Here is an 18,558-nt window from a genome sequence, read left to right as displayed (position 1 = left end):
ATCAAAACAAAACAGATAATTAAACATCCGCTCTCATTCACTCTTTGAAAATTCATCCTATACAGTATACTCTACATGCTCTAATTTTGACTTAATCTAAAAAATCAATATTAACAGCGAAATTTCCAGCTGTTACAGTTATCTGAGGAATTTCAGTTTTTTCAAAAATGACTACAATTTCAAATAATGTCTTTTTTATAATATCGTTACTTGGCATTGTATCTACTCTTAATATAAGGATTGTGTCAATGCTTGCAGCTACTTCATAAAGAACGTCTTCATCTTTAACAGATTCAATATAGCTTTTTATTCTTTTAAAGAACCACTCTACTTCTTCTAAATCTTGTAACGGATATTTAGTAATTTGATGAATATCGACTGGATCAGGTGCTTCTTTCTCTAAGATCGCTTCAAGTTCTGCTTTAGTTATATATTCCTCTTCTTCTTCTTCGTATTCACCCTCTGCTACTTCCTCGTCAACACTGTACTCAACTGTATAAAGCCCCTCAATGAATTCATCAAAGGAATCTGCTAACTTAAAGTCTTCTTCCATCTCACCATCAAAATAATGAATTGCAGGATTCTCTTTCGTTTTTCGATAATCCATCGTTACCCAAGTGTGACCATCCCCGTTAATTAAGACAAGCCCTTCTGGCAGCTCCCACTCTTTTATCAAATAGGCACTATCCATAATTCCTTCATCTTCAGCAATTCCCAGCAGGTGATTAAATTGAATATGATCCTCGGCCCATGAATTAGAGTGAGTGGTTGGAAAAGCATTATGAATGGTATAACCACCATTTTGTTCTAATATGAGCTTTTTATATGTATCTGGCAAAGTGATACCAAGTTTCTTTTCAGCTTTAGCTATTTCTGCTTCGTTGATCTTTTTTAACGTATAGTAACCTTCCTCGTCTATTTCCCAAAATGATTTCAAGATGAATGCCTCCTAGTAAAATATGCACATAAGTATACCATCTTACTGAGTATATTTAACAATTTAGGCAAAATAAAAGAAGAATATTAGTTACTTAGTCATTCACGCTGTCTATTTTTGTCGAAACGATAGTAAAAAGAAGGTACTTCATGTAAAATTTCCTTTGCACCTAAAAATCAGGAGGATCCAATATGAAGAAATTATCTATATTCATTTTTATTTGTTTAATGATGCTAACAGCTTGCAGTAGCGCAGCATCAAATGAAAAACAGCTCACGACAGCCAATATTATTAAAGCTTTTAAAAGTGCTGGGCTTGAAGCAGAAAAACCATCTGATCTTAAACAAAAAGAGTTTGGAAATATAAGAGAAGAAGGAAAAAGAATTCTCGTTCCTTCCTTAGGTGAAAATGCTGGTGGAAGGATTTTTAAATTTGGAAATGAAACTGATTTACAGCAGGCGAAATCTTATTATGATGAGTTAGGCAATGCTGGATCTATGTTCTTCTCTCACACCTATTCAAAAGGAAACTTTTTATTACAAATGAACGGTGAAATGAAAGATGCTGAATTTGAAAAGTATAAGAAAGTAATGGATGAGGAAATAAAATAATTTCATATATTTTAAAAAAAGGAAGGTCAATAAATGTCATCATTTTGGCTGCTAACAGTTATTCTTACGATTTTTATACTGAGTGTTTCTTTGATCTTTAAAAGAAAGAATGCACCTTTACAGTATGGAATACCATCAATTCTCATCTTCATCAGTATTATCTTATTATTAATCAGTTTTTTCGTAGGAAAGTGGGAAGGTTTAGGACTGGGTGCAATCAGTATATCTTTACTGGTTGCATCTGTGATCACTTTAATTATTAATAGTACCTTGAGTTATTTTAGTCATAAATAACATAGAGCCACTTCTGCATAAGAAGTGGCTCTTTCGATTAATTAAAAGTGAAATATGCATGAAAATATCACAAGACCAACTAATTAAATAAAAACCCCCTGAAGCCAATGGCTCCAAGGGGTTTCTTGATTAATACTGAGACATATACTGATCGCGTTCCCATGGGTGTACTTGGGTGCGGAACATATCCCATTCGATTTCTTTTGATTCGATGAAGTGCTCGAATAAGTGGTCGCCTAGTGCATTGATCATGACTTCGTTTGACTTGAGCAGCTCAAGTGCTTCTGCAAGTGTTGCAGGTAAGTCAGCGATGCCGTTTTCAAGGCGCTCTTCTTTGTCCATGACATAGATGTTTCTGTCGATTGGCGCTGGTGCGTCTAGTTTGTTTTTGATTCCGTCTAGACCTGCTGCAAGTAATACGCTTAGTGCAAGGTATGGGTTTGCAGATGGGTCTACACTGCGTACTTCTACACGTGTGCTAATGCCGCGTGATGCTGGAATACGAATCAATGGGCTGCGGTTTTGTGCACTCCATGCTACGTAGCAAGGTGCTTCATAGCCAGGAACAAGACGTTTGTAAGAGTTCACCGTCGGGTTTGTGACCGCTGTGAAGCTTGTTGCGTGCTTCACAATACCTGCGATAAAGTGTCTAGCCGTCTCGCTTAATTGTAAATCTGCTTTTTCATCAAAGAATGCGTTTTTGCCATTTTTGAATAATGATAGGTTACAGTGCATACCAGATCCGTTTACACCGAACAATGGTTTTGGCATGAATGTCGCATGAAGTCCGTGCTTTCTAGCGATTGTTTTCACAACAAGCTTGAACGTTTGAATGTCATCACAAGAACGGATGGCGCCTGCATATTTGAAATCAATTTCATGCTGACCAGGCGCTACTTCGTGGTGAGACGCTTCAATTTCAAAGCCCATTTCTTCAAGCTCAAGCACGATGTCACGGCGGCAGTTTTCACCTAAATCTGTTGGTGCAAGGTCAAAGTATCCACCTTTATCGTTTAGTTCGAGCGTTGGCTCGCCTTTTTCGTCTAATTTAAATAAGAAGAATTCTGGCTCAGGTCCAAGGTTGAAATCACTAAATCCTAGTTCTTCCATTTCCTTTAAGATACGCTTTAAGTTGTTACGAGGGTCTCCATCAAATGGTGTTCCGTCTGGCTTATAAATGTCGCAAATAAAGCGTGCAACTTTACCTTTTTCTGCTGTCCAAGGGAAAATAACAAACGTGTTTAGATCTGGATATAGGTACATATCTGATTCTTCGATACGTACAAACCCTTCAATAGATGAACCATCAAACATACATTTGTTATCGAGAGCTTTTTCTAACTGGCTCACAGGAATCTCAACATTTTTAATTGTTCCGAGAATGTCTGTAAATTGCAGACGGATGTACTTTACGTTTTCCTCATTTACTAATTTTACGATATCTTCTCTTGTGTACTTTGCCATTTCGTAAAACTCCTCCCCTACAAAAGGTAAAATGTGTATAGCAATGCTTTTGCTAATTGGTTAACGGAAGAACCTTGACATATCCCCCTGCCTAAAGGTCGTTCCTTGTTGGAAACGTCCAGCCTGAATGAGTTCCTTCTTCAGTAGCTTCCTGAGTTCATCATCTGTCAAGTTGTGCTTCGCTGTGGTTTTCTCCTCTGTCTTTGTTTCAGACGATGGATTTTCTGCCTCAGCTTTGGCAAAAAGTTTTTTGATTCCTGCCATGTTTACACCTTGTTCGATGAGGTTTTTGATTTCTAGTAATTTATCAACATCATGGAAAGAAAATAATCGGCGATTCCCATCACTTCTAGCTGGAAATACTAAACCATTTTCCTCATAATAGCGAATTTGTCTTGCAGATAATTCTGTTAGCTGCATGACAATCCCAATTGGGAATAAAGGCATTGAGCGGCGAATGTTATCACTCATCTCAACTGTCTCCTCCTCTTTGCTTAAATTTATTATATGTCATGTTATATTATGTGTCAATGGAATGTTAGGAATATTAACATGGATTTTTTTATCGAGCAGGCACTTCAATAAAACCTTGCTCTAATAAGGCATCTACAGCACTGCAAATGGCATTTTTCACATGGGCGTACGTGAGACCGCCCTGAACATAGGCTGTGTAAGGCGGTCTAATCGGACCATCAGCTGATAATTCAATGCTGGCTCCTTGGACAAATGTGCCCGCTGCCATAATAACATCGTCCTCGTATCCCGGCATATAGCTTGCATGCGGTGTGACATGACTGTTAATCGGTGATGCATATTGAATCGCCTGACAAAATGCAATCATTTTTTTAGGGTCTCCAAATTCTACAGATTGAATCAAGTCGGTTCTTTTCGCATTCCACGACGGGTTTGTTTGGAACCCGAGTTTTTCAAGAAAACGCGCTGTAAACACGGCGCCTTTTAAACTTTGTGCAACAACATGCGGTGCTAAGAAAAATCCTTGATACATTTCCTGAAGCGCATACAGCGATGCACCCGCTTCACTGCCGATGCCTGGAGATGTCATTCGATAAGAGCAAGCTTCTACCCATTTTTCTTTTCCGACGATGTAGCCACCCGTTTTCGCAAGGCCGCCGCCTGGGTTTTTAATGAGAGAACCTGCCATAAGGTCTGCGCCCACATGACATGGCTCTTGTAATTCAGTAAATTCACCATAACAGTTGTCAACAAACACAATGATGTCCTCATTGATGTCTTTCACAAATGAAATCATTTGTTCAATTTCTTCTATTGTAAAGGATGGTCTTGACGCATAGCCTTTAGAACGCTGAATCCCGATGACTTTTGTTTTTTGGGAAATAGATTCTTTGATTTTGTCGAAATCGACAGATCCATCTTGACGCAAATCAATGGCTTTGTAATCGATCTGAAAATCTTTTAATGAGCCTGTCCCTTCTTTGCCGCGAATCCCGACAATCTCTTCTAGGGTATCGTAAGGTTTCCCCGTCATGTAGATTAATTCATCACCAGGTCTTAGCACACCGAATAAGGCGATGGAAATGGCATGTGTTCCAGAAATGATCTGCGGGCGTACAAGACCGCTTTCCCCTCCAAATACATCCGCATAGATCTTTTCTAACGTGTCTCTTCCCATATCATCGTAGCCATAACCAGTTGTCGGGTTAAAATGAGAGTCGCTGACTTTATGTTTCCGGTAGCTTTCAAGAACCCGCCACTCATTTTGTTCGCTCTTTCGATCAATTTGCTGATGTATTTGTGAAATGTCTTGTTCTGCTTCTGCTGCTATTTTTTCTAAAATGGTGCCATGTTTTAAATTGTGAAACATCGTGATTTAATTCCTTTCCTACAACATATACTTCTTGATTTGTCCTAATATGGTTTGCTCCTCACCACTAAATCCAGTGATGTCATAAAGCTCTGCTTCCTTTTGAAATTCCAGTGATTCCACCAAGGTTTCTGACTTTAAGGCAGATATGAGTTTTCCTTCATATGCCGGAATTCTTACATGATATGGCTTTAAAAAATCTTTTTTCAGTTCAGCCATGATATCCGCTTTTAACCGCTTCACATCTTCCTCGCGCCTAGCACTGATTAAAATGTGGCGCTGCTTTGAGGAAGGGATAAAATCCGGCCGGATTTGGTCTTTTTTGTTATAGACTGTCAGCATCGGAATACGGTCAGCTTCTAATTCTTCTAAAAGCTTATGAACTGTTCGTTCATGCCCTTCATAATCCTCATTCGAAGAATCGATCACATGAAGCAAATAGTCTGCTTCTTTTACTTCTTCAAGAGTGGAACGAAATGCTGCAATCAGTGTGGTTGGAAGGTCTTGAATAAAACCAACTGTATCGGAAATCAGTACACTGTAGCCAGATTCAAGTGTCATTTTACGCGTCATTGGGTCAAGTGTGGCAAACAGCAAATCTTCTTCATGGCTATCCGCTTCTGTTAACTGGTTAAACAATGTAGATTTCCCAGCATTTGTGTACCCGACAATAGCGATTTGGAATACGCCATTTTTCTTCCGTCGTTCCCGGTATCTCGTGCGATGTTCTTTGACTGCAGACAGTTGTCCGTGAATTTCGTGTATGCGGTTTCGAATATGACGTCTGTCTGTTTCAAGTTTTGTTTCACCTGGACCTCTTGCGCCAATTCCGCCGCCTTGTCTTGAAAGGCTGATCCCTTGTCCACTTAGTCTCGGCAAGGCATACTGAAGCTGGGCAAGCTCTATTTGCAGCTTCCCCTCTCTTGTACGGGCTCTTTTGGCAAAGATGTCTAGAATCAATTGCGTACGGTCAATAATTTTCACATCTAAGGCAGTCGCCAAAGCTTTTAACTGGCTAGGCGAAAGCTCGTCGTTAAAAATAATAACGTCACAGTCTAACTCTTCGCAAAGCACTTCAAGCTCTTCCACTTTCCCTTTCCCGATGTAAGTCGCGCTGTCTTGTCTATTTCTTTTTTGCGTCATGATGCTGACAGCTTCACCGCCAGCTGTTTTGGTTAAGGAAGCTAATTCTTCCATAGAATATTGAAAGCGTTCATCCGTTATATGCGGCAGTTGACAGCCGACAAGGATCGCTTTTTCGATCATTTCATGTTCATTCAACGTCAGTTGTTTCCTTTCTGTACTTAAGTTTCAGTAGTACCATCATACCAAACACCCCACACGTATACCACCATTCGGAAGGTTTAATTTCTTGTCTCTTTACAAAAAGGATACGCCATTTCAAGAAGGCGTATCCTCTTTCATTTGCAGATCATGGCTTTTAATCGTAAGTAAGTCTTTTTTATCATAATGATCCACAAGAAGCAGCCTCATCGCCTGAGTTCGAATCGCTTTTTCAATGGTGTTTCGCACAAAACGGCCGTTGCTGAATTTGGCAGGACTCGTTGTGCTCTTGATGTGCATTAAATAGTCTCGCAGTTTCCATTCTGCCTCTTGGGTAAAGACATATTCCCGATCGGCCATCATTCGTTTTGCAATATCCATCAGCTGATCGACTGTATAATCAGGGAAGTTGATATTAATCGGAAATCTCGATTGCAGACCAGGATTTAGAGAAAGAAAATGATCCATTTCCTTGGAGTATCCAGCTAAGATGAGGATGAATTCATGCTGCTTATCCTCCATATGTTTTACAAGGGTATCAATCGCTTCTTTCCCAAAATCTTTCTCTCCTCCGCGGGCAAGAGAATAGGCTTCATCGATGAACAAAATGCCGCCTAGTGATTTTTTTATCAAATCTCTTGTTTTTTGAGCTGTATGTCCAATGTACTCTCCAACAAGATCTCCTCGTTCTGCTTCAATTAAGTGCCCCTTTGAAAGAACATTCATTTCAAAGAAAAGCTTCCCGACAAGCCGTGCAACCGTTGTTTTCCCTGTGCCAGGATTTCCTTTAAACATCATATGAAGCGCTTGTTTTCCTACCTTTAATCCTTGTTCTTGTCTTTTTTGATTCACAAAAATCCAAGCATAAATTTCTTTTATGTTTCGTTTCATTTCATCCATCCCGACAAGGCTGTTCATTTCTCGTTCTATTTCTCGTAAGATGCTGTGTTTGGCCTCATTTTTTTGCAAGGCCTCTAGGTATTCTGCCTCTGAATCTGCATCAACCAATACTTGCTTCTGTCCATTAAGTATAATGTTGATTTGGCCGTTATTTTTATATGTGACAGCTCGCTCCAACGTATTCACCTCTCGCTCTTCTCTCTTTAATCTATTCGGGTGGAGCTGTAATCGTGACAATCGCCCGCACTAGCATCGGTTTACTGTCAAAATGACCCGAGATACCGGTTATTGTAGGGGATTGTGCGGTTTCCCAGGAAATGATGTGCTATTTCCATTGTATTCATCCATTTCGGGCGGACAAACCAACAATTTGTTTTTTCTAAGAAAAATGGCGCTTTTTCATCACAAATTGTGCAGAAAAGAGTCTCGAGGATTTCCGCATTTTGTACAGGCAATTTTTCTATTTCCTCATAAAATAAAGACGAGGTGATGAATAGATGGTGAAAATTTTTATTGATCCTGGCCACGGAGGAACAGATTCTGGAGCTGCTGCTAATGGACTTTTGGAGAAAAATATCACACTGCAAATTGCGCTTTTTCTGAGAGATATGTTGATTAGTGAATATGATGGGGTTTCCGTCCGCTTAAGTCGTTCAATTGACCAATCCGTCACGTTATCCCAGCGTACGAATGCGGCAAACAGCTGGGGAGCTGACTATTTCGTGTCTATTCATATTAATGCTGGCGGAGGCACAGGTTTTGAAAGTTATGTGTACCCTGGCGTTTCAGCACCAACCACCACGTATCGCAATGCCCTTCATGATGAGATTGTCCGCTCCGTTGATTTTGCCGACCGCGGCAAGAAAACGGCGAACTTCCACGTTCTGCGGGAAACTTCTATGTCTGCCATTTTAACTGAGAACGGTTTCATTGATACGGTAGCTGATGCAAATAAGCTCCGTAACGCTACTTTCCTTCAAGGGATCGCTCGTGCTCATGCCACTGGATTAGAAAAAGCCCTTCAATTGAAAAAAAAAGCAAGTAACCTATATAAAGTGCAAGCAGGGGCTTTCAAGGTCAAAGCCAATGCGGATGAACTAGCAGCTACACTCAGATCCAAAGGATTTGAAGCGCTGGTCGTACTGGATAGCGGCATGTACCGAGTCCAAGCTGGCGCTTTCCGTTCAAAGCAAAATGCAGATGACCTCGTCGCTCGATTAAAGCAGGCCGGTCACGACGCATTCGTTTTTCAATAATCTAAAAAACAAACCGGCTCAAGTCATCTTTAGAGCCGGTTTGTTGTCTATCCAATTATGCTAAAATGTTCACGACAAATTGAGACCATGTTTCAAGACGATCGAAGTACTCAGGCTTTTTCAAATCTGTTACTTTCATCCATTTCCCTGAGATTTGATCTGTTTCTTTTACTTCTACATGAGCACCTGGCGATAATTCAAGGGCTGATAACAGTCCGATGTGCACACGGCCGACACTGTTGTCATCATCATTAATGAGACCAAGGGTTTTCATCTCAAGTTTGTCTTCTTCTTGAATCGAAAGTTCCTCGTCCAGTTCACGATCGGTATTTTCTTTTAGAATTTCAGCAAATTTTTTTCCTTCAATGAAATTCATATGACCGCCAAAGCCAAGAGATAACTTATGATGTAAGCGAGTCTCTCCCCCACCTTGAAGTCTTTCATATACATACACTTCGTCCTCACGCTTAATGACAACATATGGAATTGGCTGCTTAAAGTCAGGATTTTCTTCAGCATCGCCTCTTCGCATTTGCTCGAAGTGCTCTTCAATTTCTTTCATAATGGTGTTGATTGTTTTCTTTTCACTATTCACACCATTAAACGCAAGTGTTTCGTTTTGGAACACGCGTGCGCGAGGTGCAACTAAAATGATTTCGTCCATTTTTCCCATGTTCGGTAACCTCCAGTATGTAACACATTGTTAGAAATGGCAAAAAGCCAAAACGAGTGATGCGTTTTGACTTTTACGCTTTCCTTATGATTCATCTCCAAAGAAGAAGTCGTCATCTTTTAACGGCTCAACTGTTGCCTTTTTGTAGCCGTTCCCTTTCATTGAGAAGAAGTCATGTGACTTTGTTTTTGTATTGAGTCCGTTCAATACAATTGGGTTGATCTCTTCTTCTTCAAAGTAAGGGGCAAATCCAAGGTTCATTAACGCTTTATTGGCATTGTAACGAATGAACTTTTTCACATCATGCGATAAATTGACTTGGTCATAAATATCCTCAGTGTAATGAAGTTCATTTTCATAAAGCGCATTAAGCAGATCGATAGAGAAATCATAAAGCTCTTTTTGCACGTCAGGTGTTTGCTTGTTGTAAATTTCTTGTGCTAACAATCCAACATACACACCGTGAATCGCTTCATCGCGCAAAATCAAGTTAATGATTTCACCACTTTGCATGAGCTTTCCTTGACCGTAGAAATATAGCGGGTAGTAAAAGCCGCTATAGAATAGGAAGCTTTCTAAATACACTGAAGCAACCATTGCTTTAAATAAGGAAATCGGGTCATCCTTTTGAATGGAACGGTACAGACCTACAATCATATCTGCTTTCTTTTGCAAGAATTTATTTTTCTTGACCCATTCAAATACTTCACTAATCGTTTCAGTCGGTGCAAGCGTCATGAAGATATTTGAGTATGATTTTGCATGCACGGCATTTTCCATCATGGCCATAAAGTTTAACACGGCTTTACGCTGATGACCGTCCACATGTTCAGCCACTATCGGCATTCCTGTATTTCCTTGTTCTGTATCAAGTAACGTCAGTCCAGCCAGTACCTTCATGTACGTATCCCGCTCTTCTTCACCTAAATATTTCCATGTTAAGAGATCCCCGTTTAAGGAAATCTCTTCTGGAAGCCAGAATTGCTTGACGTTTTGGTTGTAAAACATTTGTGTAAAATCATCTTCGTGTTTTGACCAGTTGGCTGCATCATAAATTTTTGTCACGTTAAACTCTCCTTTAATCAAACAACACAAGAAAGACAGCCTTCCTGCCCTGTATCCTTCGTTCTTGCATAATAAAGTGTCTTAATGCCTTTATGGTGTGCATAAAGATCGATGCGGTTTAAGTCACGCGTTGTCATCGTATCTTTTAGGAATAATGTAAAGCTAATTCCTTGATCGACGTGCTGCTGAATGGTTGCGATCATATCGACTACTTTAAACATGTCCATATCGTATGCTTCTTTATAGAAGAACCAGTTTTGTGCTGAAAGTCCTGGCATTGGATAATACGTTTTGCTGTTTCCGTATGTTCTTTCTTCGATACGTTCCATAATTGGCATTACAGAAGCTGTTGCCGATTGAACATACGAAATAGAACCTGTTGGCGCAATACATAATCGATAGCTATGGTACATGCCATTTTCCGCTACAAAGTCTTTGAGTGCTGCCCAATCTTCTTTTGTTGGAATGTGCATGCCTTCAAATAGCGCAGCCGCTTTTTCTGTTTTTGGAGTGAAATCATTTTCTACGTATTTATTGAAGTACTCACCTGTTGCATAACCAGAGCCCTCATAACGATGGAATGTTTCCCCTTTTTCTTTTGCAAGCTCACTTGAACGCTTAATGGAGTAATAGTTCACCATCATAAAGAACGTATTAGCGAAATCTCTTGCTTCTTCACTTTCATAAGCGATTTGGTTTTGAGCTAAATACCCATGAAGGTTCATCGCACCAAGTCCAATTGACTTCATCGCTTTGTTCGCTTTTCTAACAGCTGGTGCATTGCGGATATCTGTTGTTTCAGACACAAGTGTGAGTGAGTCCGTTGCAAGCTTGACTGTTTTTTCAATGGATTTGTTTTTCATCACGTTCATGATATTTAAAGAACCAAGGTTACAAGAAATATCAAGTCCGATCTCATCATCTTGATCATAGTCCGTGTAAGAAGAGACTTCTGAAGCTTGAAGTACTTCTGAGCAAAGGTTTGAGAATTTCACACGTGAAATATGGTTCAGAGCGTGCTCTCTATTCACATTATCTTGGAACATGATATATGGATAGCCTGATTCTGAGCGCAGAACAGCTAATTTTTCAAGAAGTTTTCTTGGATTGACTTTTTCTTTTTTGACTTTCGGGTTTTCTACAAGCTCGTCATACATTTCTTCCATATCCATCTCATCAAGATGCTGTCCATAAGTTTTATAAACTGTATGAGGATAGAATGTATAAGCTGTTTTATCTTCTCTAGCAAGCTCGATAAATTTATCTGGGATGACGACACCGATCGAAAGTGTTTTCACACGAACATCTTCATCCGCAGAGATTTTTTTCGTATCTAAGAAATCATTAATATCTCTGTGGAAAATATTCAGGTAGGCACTGCCTGAACCTTGTCTTTGTCCCATTTGATCTGCATATCGGAATGCATTATCAAGAAGTTTCATGACGCCTACGACACCTTTGGTCGCATTTTCAACATCTTTGATCGCTTCACCTTTCGCACGAAGCTTTGAAAGGTTCAAGCTAACGCCGCCGCCTAATTTAGACAGCTGCATGGAAATATCAATGGCTCTTGAGATATCGTTTAATGAGTCATTCACTTCAAGCAAGAAGCAGCTCACCAGCTCACCACGTCTTTTACGGCCTGCGTTTAAGAATGTTGGTGTACTTGGCTGATACTCTTGGTTGATCATCAGTTCCACAAACTCAAGTGCTTTCTTTTTGTCTCCGCCCGCAAAGAAAAGAGCCACAACTGAAATGCGGTCTTCATAGCGTTCAAGGATTTTCTTTTTGTCATTTGTTTTCAGTGCATAGTCATTGTAAAACTTAAACGCACTCATAAATGATGGGAATCTAAATTTCTTGGCATATGCAGCTTCAAATACTTCTTTAATATCTGACATGCTGTATTGTCTTAAAAATTCTTCCTCATAGTAGTCGTTTTCTATTAAGTAATCAATCTTCTCTTCTAGATTATGAAAGAAGACCGTGTTTTGATTAATATAATCTACGAAATAACTATGTACAGCTTCTTTGTCCTTGTCGAACTGAAACTTTCCTTCTTTTTGAATCATAATCTCGTTATTTAATTGTATCCACTTTGGAACCTGATTTTGTGACAATTCTTTCTACCTCCTGTGTAAACAATTCAACATCCCTTTTTGTTCCGCTTAGTTCAAAGGTGTGCAAAATAGGAACTTGATATTGTTTAGAAATCGTATCGGCGCTTTTGGCAAAGTTATCTCCCCACACTTTGTTCCCACTCACCGCTACACCTAGTAAAAGGTGCGCATTTTTCTCTAAAAATGACTGAGTGGTACCAGGGACTTGTCCAAATCCTGTCGTAAAGGTGACGAGAATAAACGGCGTATCCAAAAACTCTTCTCCAGTCAATTTTCGTTTGTCTGTAAAAGGGGTCTTGTCCAAAAAGCGTTGAACATTTCCTGTTTTTGAATCAAATACGATTTGAATCAATTCCATCACGACCTAGTTTTTAGTATTGTTGATCATTTCGTTATTCACTATATATAGTATACTATGTTTTTTCAAAACACAACATATAGATACTCGAAACGAAAAAAATCAACCAACCCGGCCGAACATTCATAGCCGAACTCGTACGTTCAAATAAATAGAGCAGAGCAGGTTCTAAAAATAGACTGCCCTACTCCCTATTCAACTGAAACCGAAATCTATCATAACACGAAAAAAAATCGCTTAGTAGACTAGACTTTTTGTTTTATTTTTTGTAGGCATCGCACTGTAAATCTTCTGACACTTCTGTTATTTCCACTTCAACACCTAATTCTTTGAGCACCGCTTCAAGCGCAGAGACGATCGAGGCTTCTCTTACTAACTCTTTCCCGTTTACAGAAACGCTTGTTCCATATTCGAAACAGGAGTCATCTTCACAAGTTTGTTCCCAATGATTAATTATAATTTTGTGTGTCATGAACTCATCCTTTTCTGTCTAGATGTCTGATGCATGTTTATAGTGTAGCGACTTCACATTCATTTGTAAATTTACGTGCTTACTCTTCATCAAAGTCTTCACTATCACCATCATCTTCATCCCATTCATCTATGTACTTTGTCGTAATGAGCGTCAGCTCTCCTTCTTTTTCATCAAACCGGTATACATGTACTTCATCATCTTTCACAACAGCAATGTGATTATTTTTTAGCGCAACAGATGATGGTAAAAGACCATCAACATGGCTCCCATCATGCTCACTAGAATGGTTATGCCAACTTTCTTGTCTCGTTTCGATGTTCGAGATGGCGCATGATCCAAATAAGACAACGATTCCAATCAAAAGAAGGATCACTCGAATCCTTCTCAATTCAAGCTCTGCATTTTCCATATAAATCCCCTCACCTTTTAAATGTCCAATAAGGATTTATACGCAACTTGGACAGAAAAGTTTCATGGCATACAAAATAGCCCCTCTGCACTGACAAAAAACGTAGCGGGTTTCGGCCGGTTTATTCGCAGCTGCATGGGGCTATTGGTGAAAACGGGTGTTTATTCTAATTCAAGATTTACATTTTTTTGAGGAGCAAATGTTGAAATCGCATGTTTATAAATAAGCTGCTGCTTCCCTTCTGTCTCAAGCAGCACCGTGAAATTGTCAAATCCCTTTACTTGACCGCGAAGCTGAAAGCCATTCAGTAAAAATACTGTGACAAATGTATTGTCTTTGCGGATCTGATTCAAAAATTGGTCCTGAATATTAATCGGTTTCATGTTTCGTCCTCCTTGATTCTGATAACTACAGTTTCGCTTTAAGTCCAAGCTTTCCTGCTATATATGCGAAAATTTCCTCTTTTTTGTCCGAAAAGTGGCAAGGTGGTGTCATATCAAACCAGGTGACATCCATTTTATTACGGAACCACGTAAACTGACGCTTCGCATATCTTCGGGAATTTTGTTTTAATTGCTGGATGGCTTCATCAAGTGAGCAGTTGCCTTGAAAATAGGCATACAACTCTTTATAACCAATCGCTTGAACAGACTGACAATCTTTCAAACCAGATTGATAAAGTGCGCTCACTTCTTCAATTAAGCCTTCATCTAACATCATATCAATTCTTTGATGAATGCGCTCGTACAAAAGCTCTCGGTCCATTTTCAGCCCAATGAAGGCAGTGTCATACAGAGGAACTTCTTGATGCCCGTTTTGCATATCAGACATTTTCTGACCTGTTGTATGGATGATTTCAAGCGCCCTGATCACGCGGCGGACGTTATTCGGATGAATCGCTTTTGCAGCGTCAGGATCGGCTTCTTTTAGCTTTTCATACAGCTTGATCGGTCCATGCTGCTGCTTAAACAGCGTCATCTCTTCTCTAAAAGCAGGATCACTTTTCTCATCAGTAAACGTGTAATCATATAAAACAGACTGAATATATAGCCCAGTTCCACCAACAATCATGGGCGTTTTTCCTCTCGCAGCAATCTCTTTGATTTTTAAGCGGACAAGCTGCTGAAATTCAGCTGTAGAAAACGATTCATCCGGTTGTTTAATATCGATTAAATGGTGCGGAACGCCATTCATTTCTTCAGGGGTGATTTTCGCTGTGCCAATATCCATCCCTTTATAGATCTGCATGGAATCCCCGCTGATAATTTCTCCATTAAATGCTTTCGCTATATCAATGCTCAGCTTTGTTTTTCCGACAGCCGTCGGACCTACTAATACAATCACTGGTTGTTTTTTCATAACATCACTCTCTTTTACAAACTGCCTACAGTATAGCATAACTTCTCTTTCTCTCCTATATACTCCTCGTCACCAGCCAAGTGGTTCATTCCCGACCACTTCATATGTCTTTCCTTTTAAACGGTGCTTATGCGTTGGCCTTTCTTCATCTGGACTGTAAACGACTCCCCCGTATGGAATCGGGACAGAATCGGTATAGGCAGAAAACGTGACTTCCTCAATTTCATGGTAGTGCGTCCCGTCCACTCTTGGGATAGCAGGTCCAGTGACGCCATAATATCTATGAAAATGCCCTCTTTCAAATGACGTGATCCCCCGATAATAATGAGTATGTCTATCGGTACTGCTTCCATTCACAGGCTGAGAAATACCTTCTATTAAATGATAATGTTCTTCGGTTACATCCGTTCGCGCTTTATAAGCATGTGCATGAGGTGGACATTTAGCCCAATCAGACGGATACAGGCCCATTTTTTACATTCCTCCTTATTTTAGGCATTCACCCAAACACAAGTGGGCCACTCGAATACACTGATGTCAGTTACAGTGATTTTATGTGAAAGGAGTCTTTTTTTATGAATTATTTTGACGCACCGTTTGTTCAAGATGAGATGAGAAGACCTTTTGGATTTGGACGCCCTGGATTTGGTTTTGGAAGACCTGGGTTTGGGTTTGGGCGCCCTGGTTTTGGCTATGGAAGACCTGGATTTTTTGGACCGCCATTTTTAGGTGGTTTTGCTGGAGGGCTTTTAGCTGGGTCGCTTCTTGCTCCAGGATATGGCTATGGTTATCCTTATCCACCGCCATACCCGCCTTATGGACCATACCCTTATTATTGAATATGACGATTTAGTGAAAACATCCTCTTATAAAATGAATCGATTGACACATTTGTTTTTCATAGGTTAACATTTACTTTACCGACCGTTCAGTAAAGTAGGTGTTTTTTTTATGTCTAAAACGAAAAAAGAACAAATTTTTGAGGCAGCAGCTCACACCATTCTAAAAGAAGGATTGAGTCAGCTCACCCTTCAGCAGGTGGCAGAACATGCAAATATGACCAAAGCTGGGCTACTGTATCATTTTTCGAGCAAGGAAGACCTGATCCAGCAAATGAATGAGCATGCGGTTGCCTCTTTTCGTCAGCAGCTTGACACGTATCAGGAAACATACAAAAACGAAAAGGCGCCCTATGTACGTGCCTATATATTGGCCACATTAAATGATCTTGATAGACAAAACACCACACAGCTATGTACAAGTATGCTGGCAACCATGTCATTTGATGAAGCGTTATTAAATCCTTGGCGTCATTTTTATGCGGAATTTAAAGAAAAAGCAGCCGAGGAAATCAATGACCCTGCACTTAGCCAATTGATCCGTCTTGCCTGTGATGGCATATGGTTTTCAGAAATGTTTCAGCTTGAACCATTGAATCGAGAGGAAAAAACCCTTTTACTTCATCGGATTTTACACATTTTAGAGGAGGGATGATGATGATCCTCGGATATCTTTTTTTGGCTATCGCCATTTTTTCAGAAGCGATTGGGGCAGCGATGCTGAAACTATCAAATGGTTTCACACGCTTTAAACCTAGCGCTGTCGTTGTCGCTGGTTATACACTTGCTTTTTACATGCTGTCATTGACCCTAAATATCATTCCACTTAGCATGTCTTACGCCACATGGTCTGGGGTAGGTACCGTCCTCACGGCTTTTTTTGGCGTGCTCTTTTTCAAAGAAACCTTGAACCGTCAAGCACTTATTGGAATGGCAATGCTTGTTTCAGGGGTCGTACTATTAAATATGTCTTAAAGGATGTGAAGTGATATGAAAGGAATGCTTTATTTAACAGGAGCCATTTTGACAGAGGTTTTTGGCAGTACGATGCTGAAGCTTTCGCAAGGTTTTACACAGGCGCTGCCGAGTATGGGGGTCCTGATCGGATTTGGGTGCGCCTTTACCTTTCTCAGTTTGGCACTCAAAACAATTGAGCTGTCATCTGCATATGCCATTTGGTCTGGGGTCGGTACAGCACTTACTGCTCTAGTGGGCCTCGTGCTATTTAACGAAACCATTCATATGAAAGGATTTATTGGTCTTGCACTTGTCATATGCGGCGTCATTGTCTTAAATCAATCCAAAAAACAAAAGGAAGAAAAGAAAGAACCATTCGATCAAACCGAATGGACGTCATAAAAAAAGTCATTTTCTCCATAATCAAGAGAAAATGACTTTTTTATCTTAATATCCAGCTTTGATGGTTTCTTCTAAGGAAATATGGACATTCCCTTGCACAGCTCTAGAGATCATACATGAGCTTTCAGCTTTATGTGCAAGCTTACGAGCTCGTTCTATGTCCTGTGCAGTAGCAGACTCTTTGAGAATGATGACAGGACGGTGAATGATTTTCTCATATGTAAACACACCGTTTGTCACATCGACAACTGCCTCAGAGCTCATCGATAGATCCTCTTTCTCTAATTGACTCCGCTCCATCATGGCTGCAAGTGTAATGATATAACATGTGGCCGCTGCACCTAGGAGCATCTCATCTGGATTTGTTCCAATACCCGGTCCATCCATTTCTTTTGGAATGGAAATCTCCGTCTTTAACTGTGCACATTCGATTGTCCCCACATCGTTACGCAGACCAGGCCAGCTTGCCTGAAGATGAAAATGATGACGCGCCATATCTGTCTCTCCTTTTGTTATCACTTTTTATAGTGTAACAAGAATTCACCTTGCTGTCTTAAGATGTGCACCATCCTTACGTATATTCTTCATCCAGCACCGTGCGAATCGCCCTGACATACCGGTAGAACGTCTCGTTTTTTGTACTCGATCGATACCGAAAATCGAAACTGTCAAATAACGCTTCCCGTTGACTTCTACTAATCTCAAGCTGTACACTTTGCCCTGTTTTTGTAAGATTATTAATATTATGATTGCTCGTTCCGCTTAGGGTTGCGTGTGCAACTGCAAGTTCAGCAGAAAAACCGTTGCGCTCTAATGAGTTCACAATTTTTTCAGCACGGTCATAGTCTGTTCCGCCAACAAGGGTGTGGTCAATTCCCGGCTCCCCTTTATATCCATGAACAGCTAATACATAATCATGTGCTTTTGCCTGTGCGACTCCGATTGGTTCATCGAAGTTTGTACTTGTAATATGAAGTTCTGATGCATTTTCTCTAAAACCTTCAAATAAGTACGTAGAAAAATCGTTATCAAAAAAATGGACAATCTCACTAACGCCGCCTTCGATTCTCCCGCCATGAGGCGACATCACTAGAAGACGGCTGCCGGGCACTGGATTGGATGTGATTTGATAATGATCTGTTGATTCATTCTCTTCCAGTTCTTTAAAATTGCGATACATATCATTTGAACCGCTTTCGTCTTCTCCACCTGATGACACTGGCTCATCATGTTCCTGTGCTTGCATGGTATAATAGACGCCCCATCCGATGACAAGCAGGAGAAGCAAAGCAAAAAACTTCTTCATTCCCGT

24 protein-coding genes are annotated in these 18,558 nt (G+C 40.1%); 7 read left to right on the top strand and 17 right to left on the bottom strand.

Going from position 1 to position 18,558, the window contains the following annotated elements; translation table 11 throughout:
* Positions 1-91 precede the first annotated feature (91 nt).
* Complete coding sequence (locus ACNO7B_RS08530; protein ID WP_417901395.1) at positions 92-937, bottom strand: SMI1/KNR4 family protein; 846 nt, start codon at positions 935-937, stop codon at positions 92-94.
* A 191-nt stretch (positions 938-1,128) separates the two neighbouring features.
* On the opposite strand from ACNO7B_RS08530, the gene ACNO7B_RS08525 reads away from it, so the two are divergent.
* Both ACNO7B_RS08525 and ACNO7B_RS08520 read left to right on the top strand, forming a co-directional pair.
* A complete protein-coding gene (locus tag ACNO7B_RS08525; RefSeq protein ID WP_108611282.1) occupies positions 1,129-1,548 on the top strand; it encodes a stress protein in 420 nt (139 codons plus the stop codon).
* Positions 1,549-1,581: 33 nt separating this feature from the next.
* On the top strand, positions 1,582-1,842 hold the full coding sequence (locus ACNO7B_RS08520) for a YesK family protein (RefSeq protein WP_417901394.1): 261 nt from the start codon (positions 1,582-1,584) through the stop codon (positions 1,840-1,842).
* Between the two features lie 129 nt (positions 1,843-1,971).
* Here ACNO7B_RS08520 and glnA read toward each other — a convergent pair whose 3' ends face one another.
* From glnA to spoVK, 5 genes are all read right to left on the bottom strand, one after another.
* A complete protein-coding gene (gene glnA / locus ACNO7B_RS08515) occupies positions 1,972-3,306 on the bottom strand; it encodes a type I glutamate--ammonia ligase (RefSeq protein ID WP_007499421.1) in 1,335 nt (444 codons plus the stop codon).
* Positions 3,307-3,366: 60 nt separating this feature from the next.
* Positions 3,367-3,777 carry a MerR family transcriptional regulator gene (locus ACNO7B_RS08510; RefSeq protein WP_007499423.1) on the bottom strand — a complete coding sequence of 137 codons (411 nt, stop codon included), beginning with the start codon at positions 3,775-3,777 and terminating at the stop codon, positions 3,367-3,369.
* Positions 3,778-3,868: 91 nt separating this feature from the next.
* Positions 3,869-5,149 carry an aminotransferase class I/II-fold pyridoxal phosphate-dependent enzyme gene (locus tag ACNO7B_RS08505; RefSeq protein ID WP_417901393.1) on the bottom strand — a complete coding sequence of 427 codons (1,281 nt, stop codon included), beginning with the start codon at positions 5,147-5,149 and terminating at the stop codon, positions 3,869-3,871.
* 18 nt (positions 5,150-5,167) lie between these two features.
* On the bottom strand, positions 5,168-6,430 hold the full coding sequence (gene hflX / locus ACNO7B_RS08500; RefSeq protein ID WP_017367291.1) for a GTPase HflX: 1,263 nt from the start codon (positions 6,428-6,430) through the stop codon (positions 5,168-5,170).
* A 120-nt stretch (positions 6,431-6,550) separates the two neighbouring features.
* Complete coding sequence (spoVK, locus tag ACNO7B_RS08495; RefSeq protein ID WP_008344008.1) at positions 6,551-7,510, bottom strand: stage V sporulation protein K; 960 nt, start codon at positions 7,508-7,510, stop codon at positions 6,551-6,553.
* Positions 7,511-7,830: 320 nt separating this feature from the next.
* Between spoVK and ACNO7B_RS08490 the strand changes: the two genes are divergently transcribed.
* Entirely contained in the window at positions 7,831-8,589 is a 759-nt protein-coding gene (locus ACNO7B_RS08490) for an N-acetylmuramoyl-L-alanine amidase (RefSeq protein ID WP_008344009.1), read from the top strand.
* 55 nt (positions 8,590-8,644) lie between these two features.
* Here the strand turns inward: ACNO7B_RS08490 and ACNO7B_RS08485 are convergent, their stop codons facing one another.
* From ACNO7B_RS08485 to ACNO7B_RS08445, 9 genes are all read right to left on the bottom strand, one after another.
* Positions 8,645-9,262 (bottom strand): hypothetical protein, encoded by a 618-nt coding sequence (locus ACNO7B_RS08485; protein WP_410685274.1) that lies wholly within the window; start codon positions 9,260-9,262, stop codon positions 8,645-8,647.
* A gap of 84 nt (positions 9,263-9,346) precedes the next feature.
* Entirely contained in the window at positions 9,347-10,327 is a 981-nt protein-coding gene (gene nrdF / locus ACNO7B_RS08480) for a class 1b ribonucleoside-diphosphate reductase subunit beta (protein ID WP_417901392.1), read from the bottom strand.
* A gap of 17 nt (positions 10,328-10,344) precedes the next feature.
* Positions 10,345-12,447 carry a class 1b ribonucleoside-diphosphate reductase subunit alpha gene (gene nrdE, locus ACNO7B_RS08475; RefSeq protein WP_019743850.1) on the bottom strand — a complete coding sequence of 701 codons (2,103 nt, stop codon included), beginning with the start codon at positions 12,445-12,447 and terminating at the stop codon, positions 10,345-10,347.
* Positions 12,407-12,799: a class Ib ribonucleoside-diphosphate reductase assembly flavoprotein NrdI gene (nrdI, locus tag ACNO7B_RS08470; protein ID WP_017359034.1), complete on the bottom strand. Its 393-nt coding sequence runs from the start codon at positions 12,797-12,799 to the stop codon at positions 12,407-12,409. The genes nrdE and nrdI overlap by 41 nt, the downstream gene beginning before the upstream one ends.
* A gap of 265 nt (positions 12,800-13,064) precedes the next feature.
* Entirely contained in the window at positions 13,065-13,277 is a 213-nt protein-coding gene (locus ACNO7B_RS08465; RefSeq protein ID WP_099496523.1) for a hypothetical protein, read from the bottom strand.
* Positions 13,278-13,356: 79 nt separating this feature from the next.
* Positions 13,357-13,689, bottom strand: coding sequence for a YmzC family protein (locus ACNO7B_RS08460; protein WP_035391989.1), 333 nt, complete (start codon positions 13,687-13,689; stop codon positions 13,357-13,359).
* Positions 13,690-13,850: 161 nt separating this feature from the next.
* Entirely contained in the window at positions 13,851-14,072 is a 222-nt protein-coding gene (gene hfq / locus ACNO7B_RS08455) for an RNA chaperone Hfq (protein ID WP_003211269.1), read from the bottom strand.
* A gap of 25 nt (positions 14,073-14,097) precedes the next feature.
* A complete protein-coding gene (gene miaA / locus ACNO7B_RS08450) occupies positions 14,098-15,048 on the bottom strand; it encodes a tRNA (adenosine(37)-N6)-dimethylallyltransferase MiaA (protein ID WP_017359035.1) in 951 nt (316 codons plus the stop codon).
* A gap of 69 nt (positions 15,049-15,117) precedes the next feature.
* Positions 15,118-15,519 (bottom strand): YmaF family protein, encoded by a 402-nt coding sequence (locus tag ACNO7B_RS08445; RefSeq protein WP_007499437.1) that lies wholly within the window; start codon positions 15,517-15,519, stop codon positions 15,118-15,120.
* Positions 15,520-15,623: 104 nt separating this feature from the next.
* Between ACNO7B_RS08445 and ACNO7B_RS08440 the strand changes: the two genes are divergently transcribed.
* The 4 genes from ACNO7B_RS08440 to ACNO7B_RS08425 all read left to right on the top strand — a co-directional run bounded on the left by ACNO7B_RS08440 (position 15,624) and on the right by ACNO7B_RS08425 (position 17,246).
* Positions 15,624-15,887: a hypothetical protein gene (locus ACNO7B_RS08440; RefSeq protein ID WP_017359036.1), complete on the top strand. Its 264-nt coding sequence runs from the start codon at positions 15,624-15,626 to the stop codon at positions 15,885-15,887.
* A 112-nt stretch (positions 15,888-15,999) separates the two neighbouring features.
* Positions 16,000-16,542 carry a TetR/AcrR family transcriptional regulator gene (locus tag ACNO7B_RS08435; protein ID WP_008344015.1) on the top strand — a complete coding sequence of 181 codons (543 nt, stop codon included), beginning with the start codon at positions 16,000-16,002 and terminating at the stop codon, positions 16,540-16,542.
* A gap of 2 nt (positions 16,543-16,544) precedes the next feature.
* Positions 16,545-16,862, top strand: a complete 318-nt coding sequence (locus ACNO7B_RS08430; protein ID WP_017367286.1) for a DMT family transporter — start codon at positions 16,545-16,547, stop codon at positions 16,860-16,862.
* A gap of 15 nt (positions 16,863-16,877) precedes the next feature.
* Positions 16,878-17,246, top strand: coding sequence for a DMT family transporter (locus ACNO7B_RS08425; protein WP_417901391.1), 369 nt, complete (start codon positions 16,878-16,880; stop codon positions 17,244-17,246).
* Positions 17,247-17,291: 45 nt separating this feature from the next.
* Here the strand turns inward: ACNO7B_RS08425 and ACNO7B_RS08420 are convergent, their stop codons facing one another.
* A complete protein-coding gene (locus ACNO7B_RS08420; RefSeq protein ID WP_017359038.1) occupies positions 17,292-17,741 on the bottom strand; it encodes an OsmC family protein in 450 nt (149 codons plus the stop codon).
* A gap of 76 nt (positions 17,742-17,817) precedes the next feature.
* Positions 17,818-18,552, bottom strand: a complete 735-nt coding sequence (locus ACNO7B_RS08415) for a poly-gamma-glutamate hydrolase family protein (protein ID WP_017359039.1) — start codon at positions 18,550-18,552, stop codon at positions 17,818-17,820.
* Positions 18,553-18,558: the final 6 nt, after the last annotated feature.

Origin of the sequence: Bacillus sp. AK25, assembly GCF_048270685.1 — a bacterium.
GTDB classification, from domain to species: Bacteria; Bacillota; Bacilli; order Bacillales; family Bacillaceae; genus Bacillus; species Bacillus altitudinis.
The sequence above is the reverse complement of the archived record's forward strand: the minus strand, read 5'-3'. Positions and strand labels throughout refer to the sequence as shown.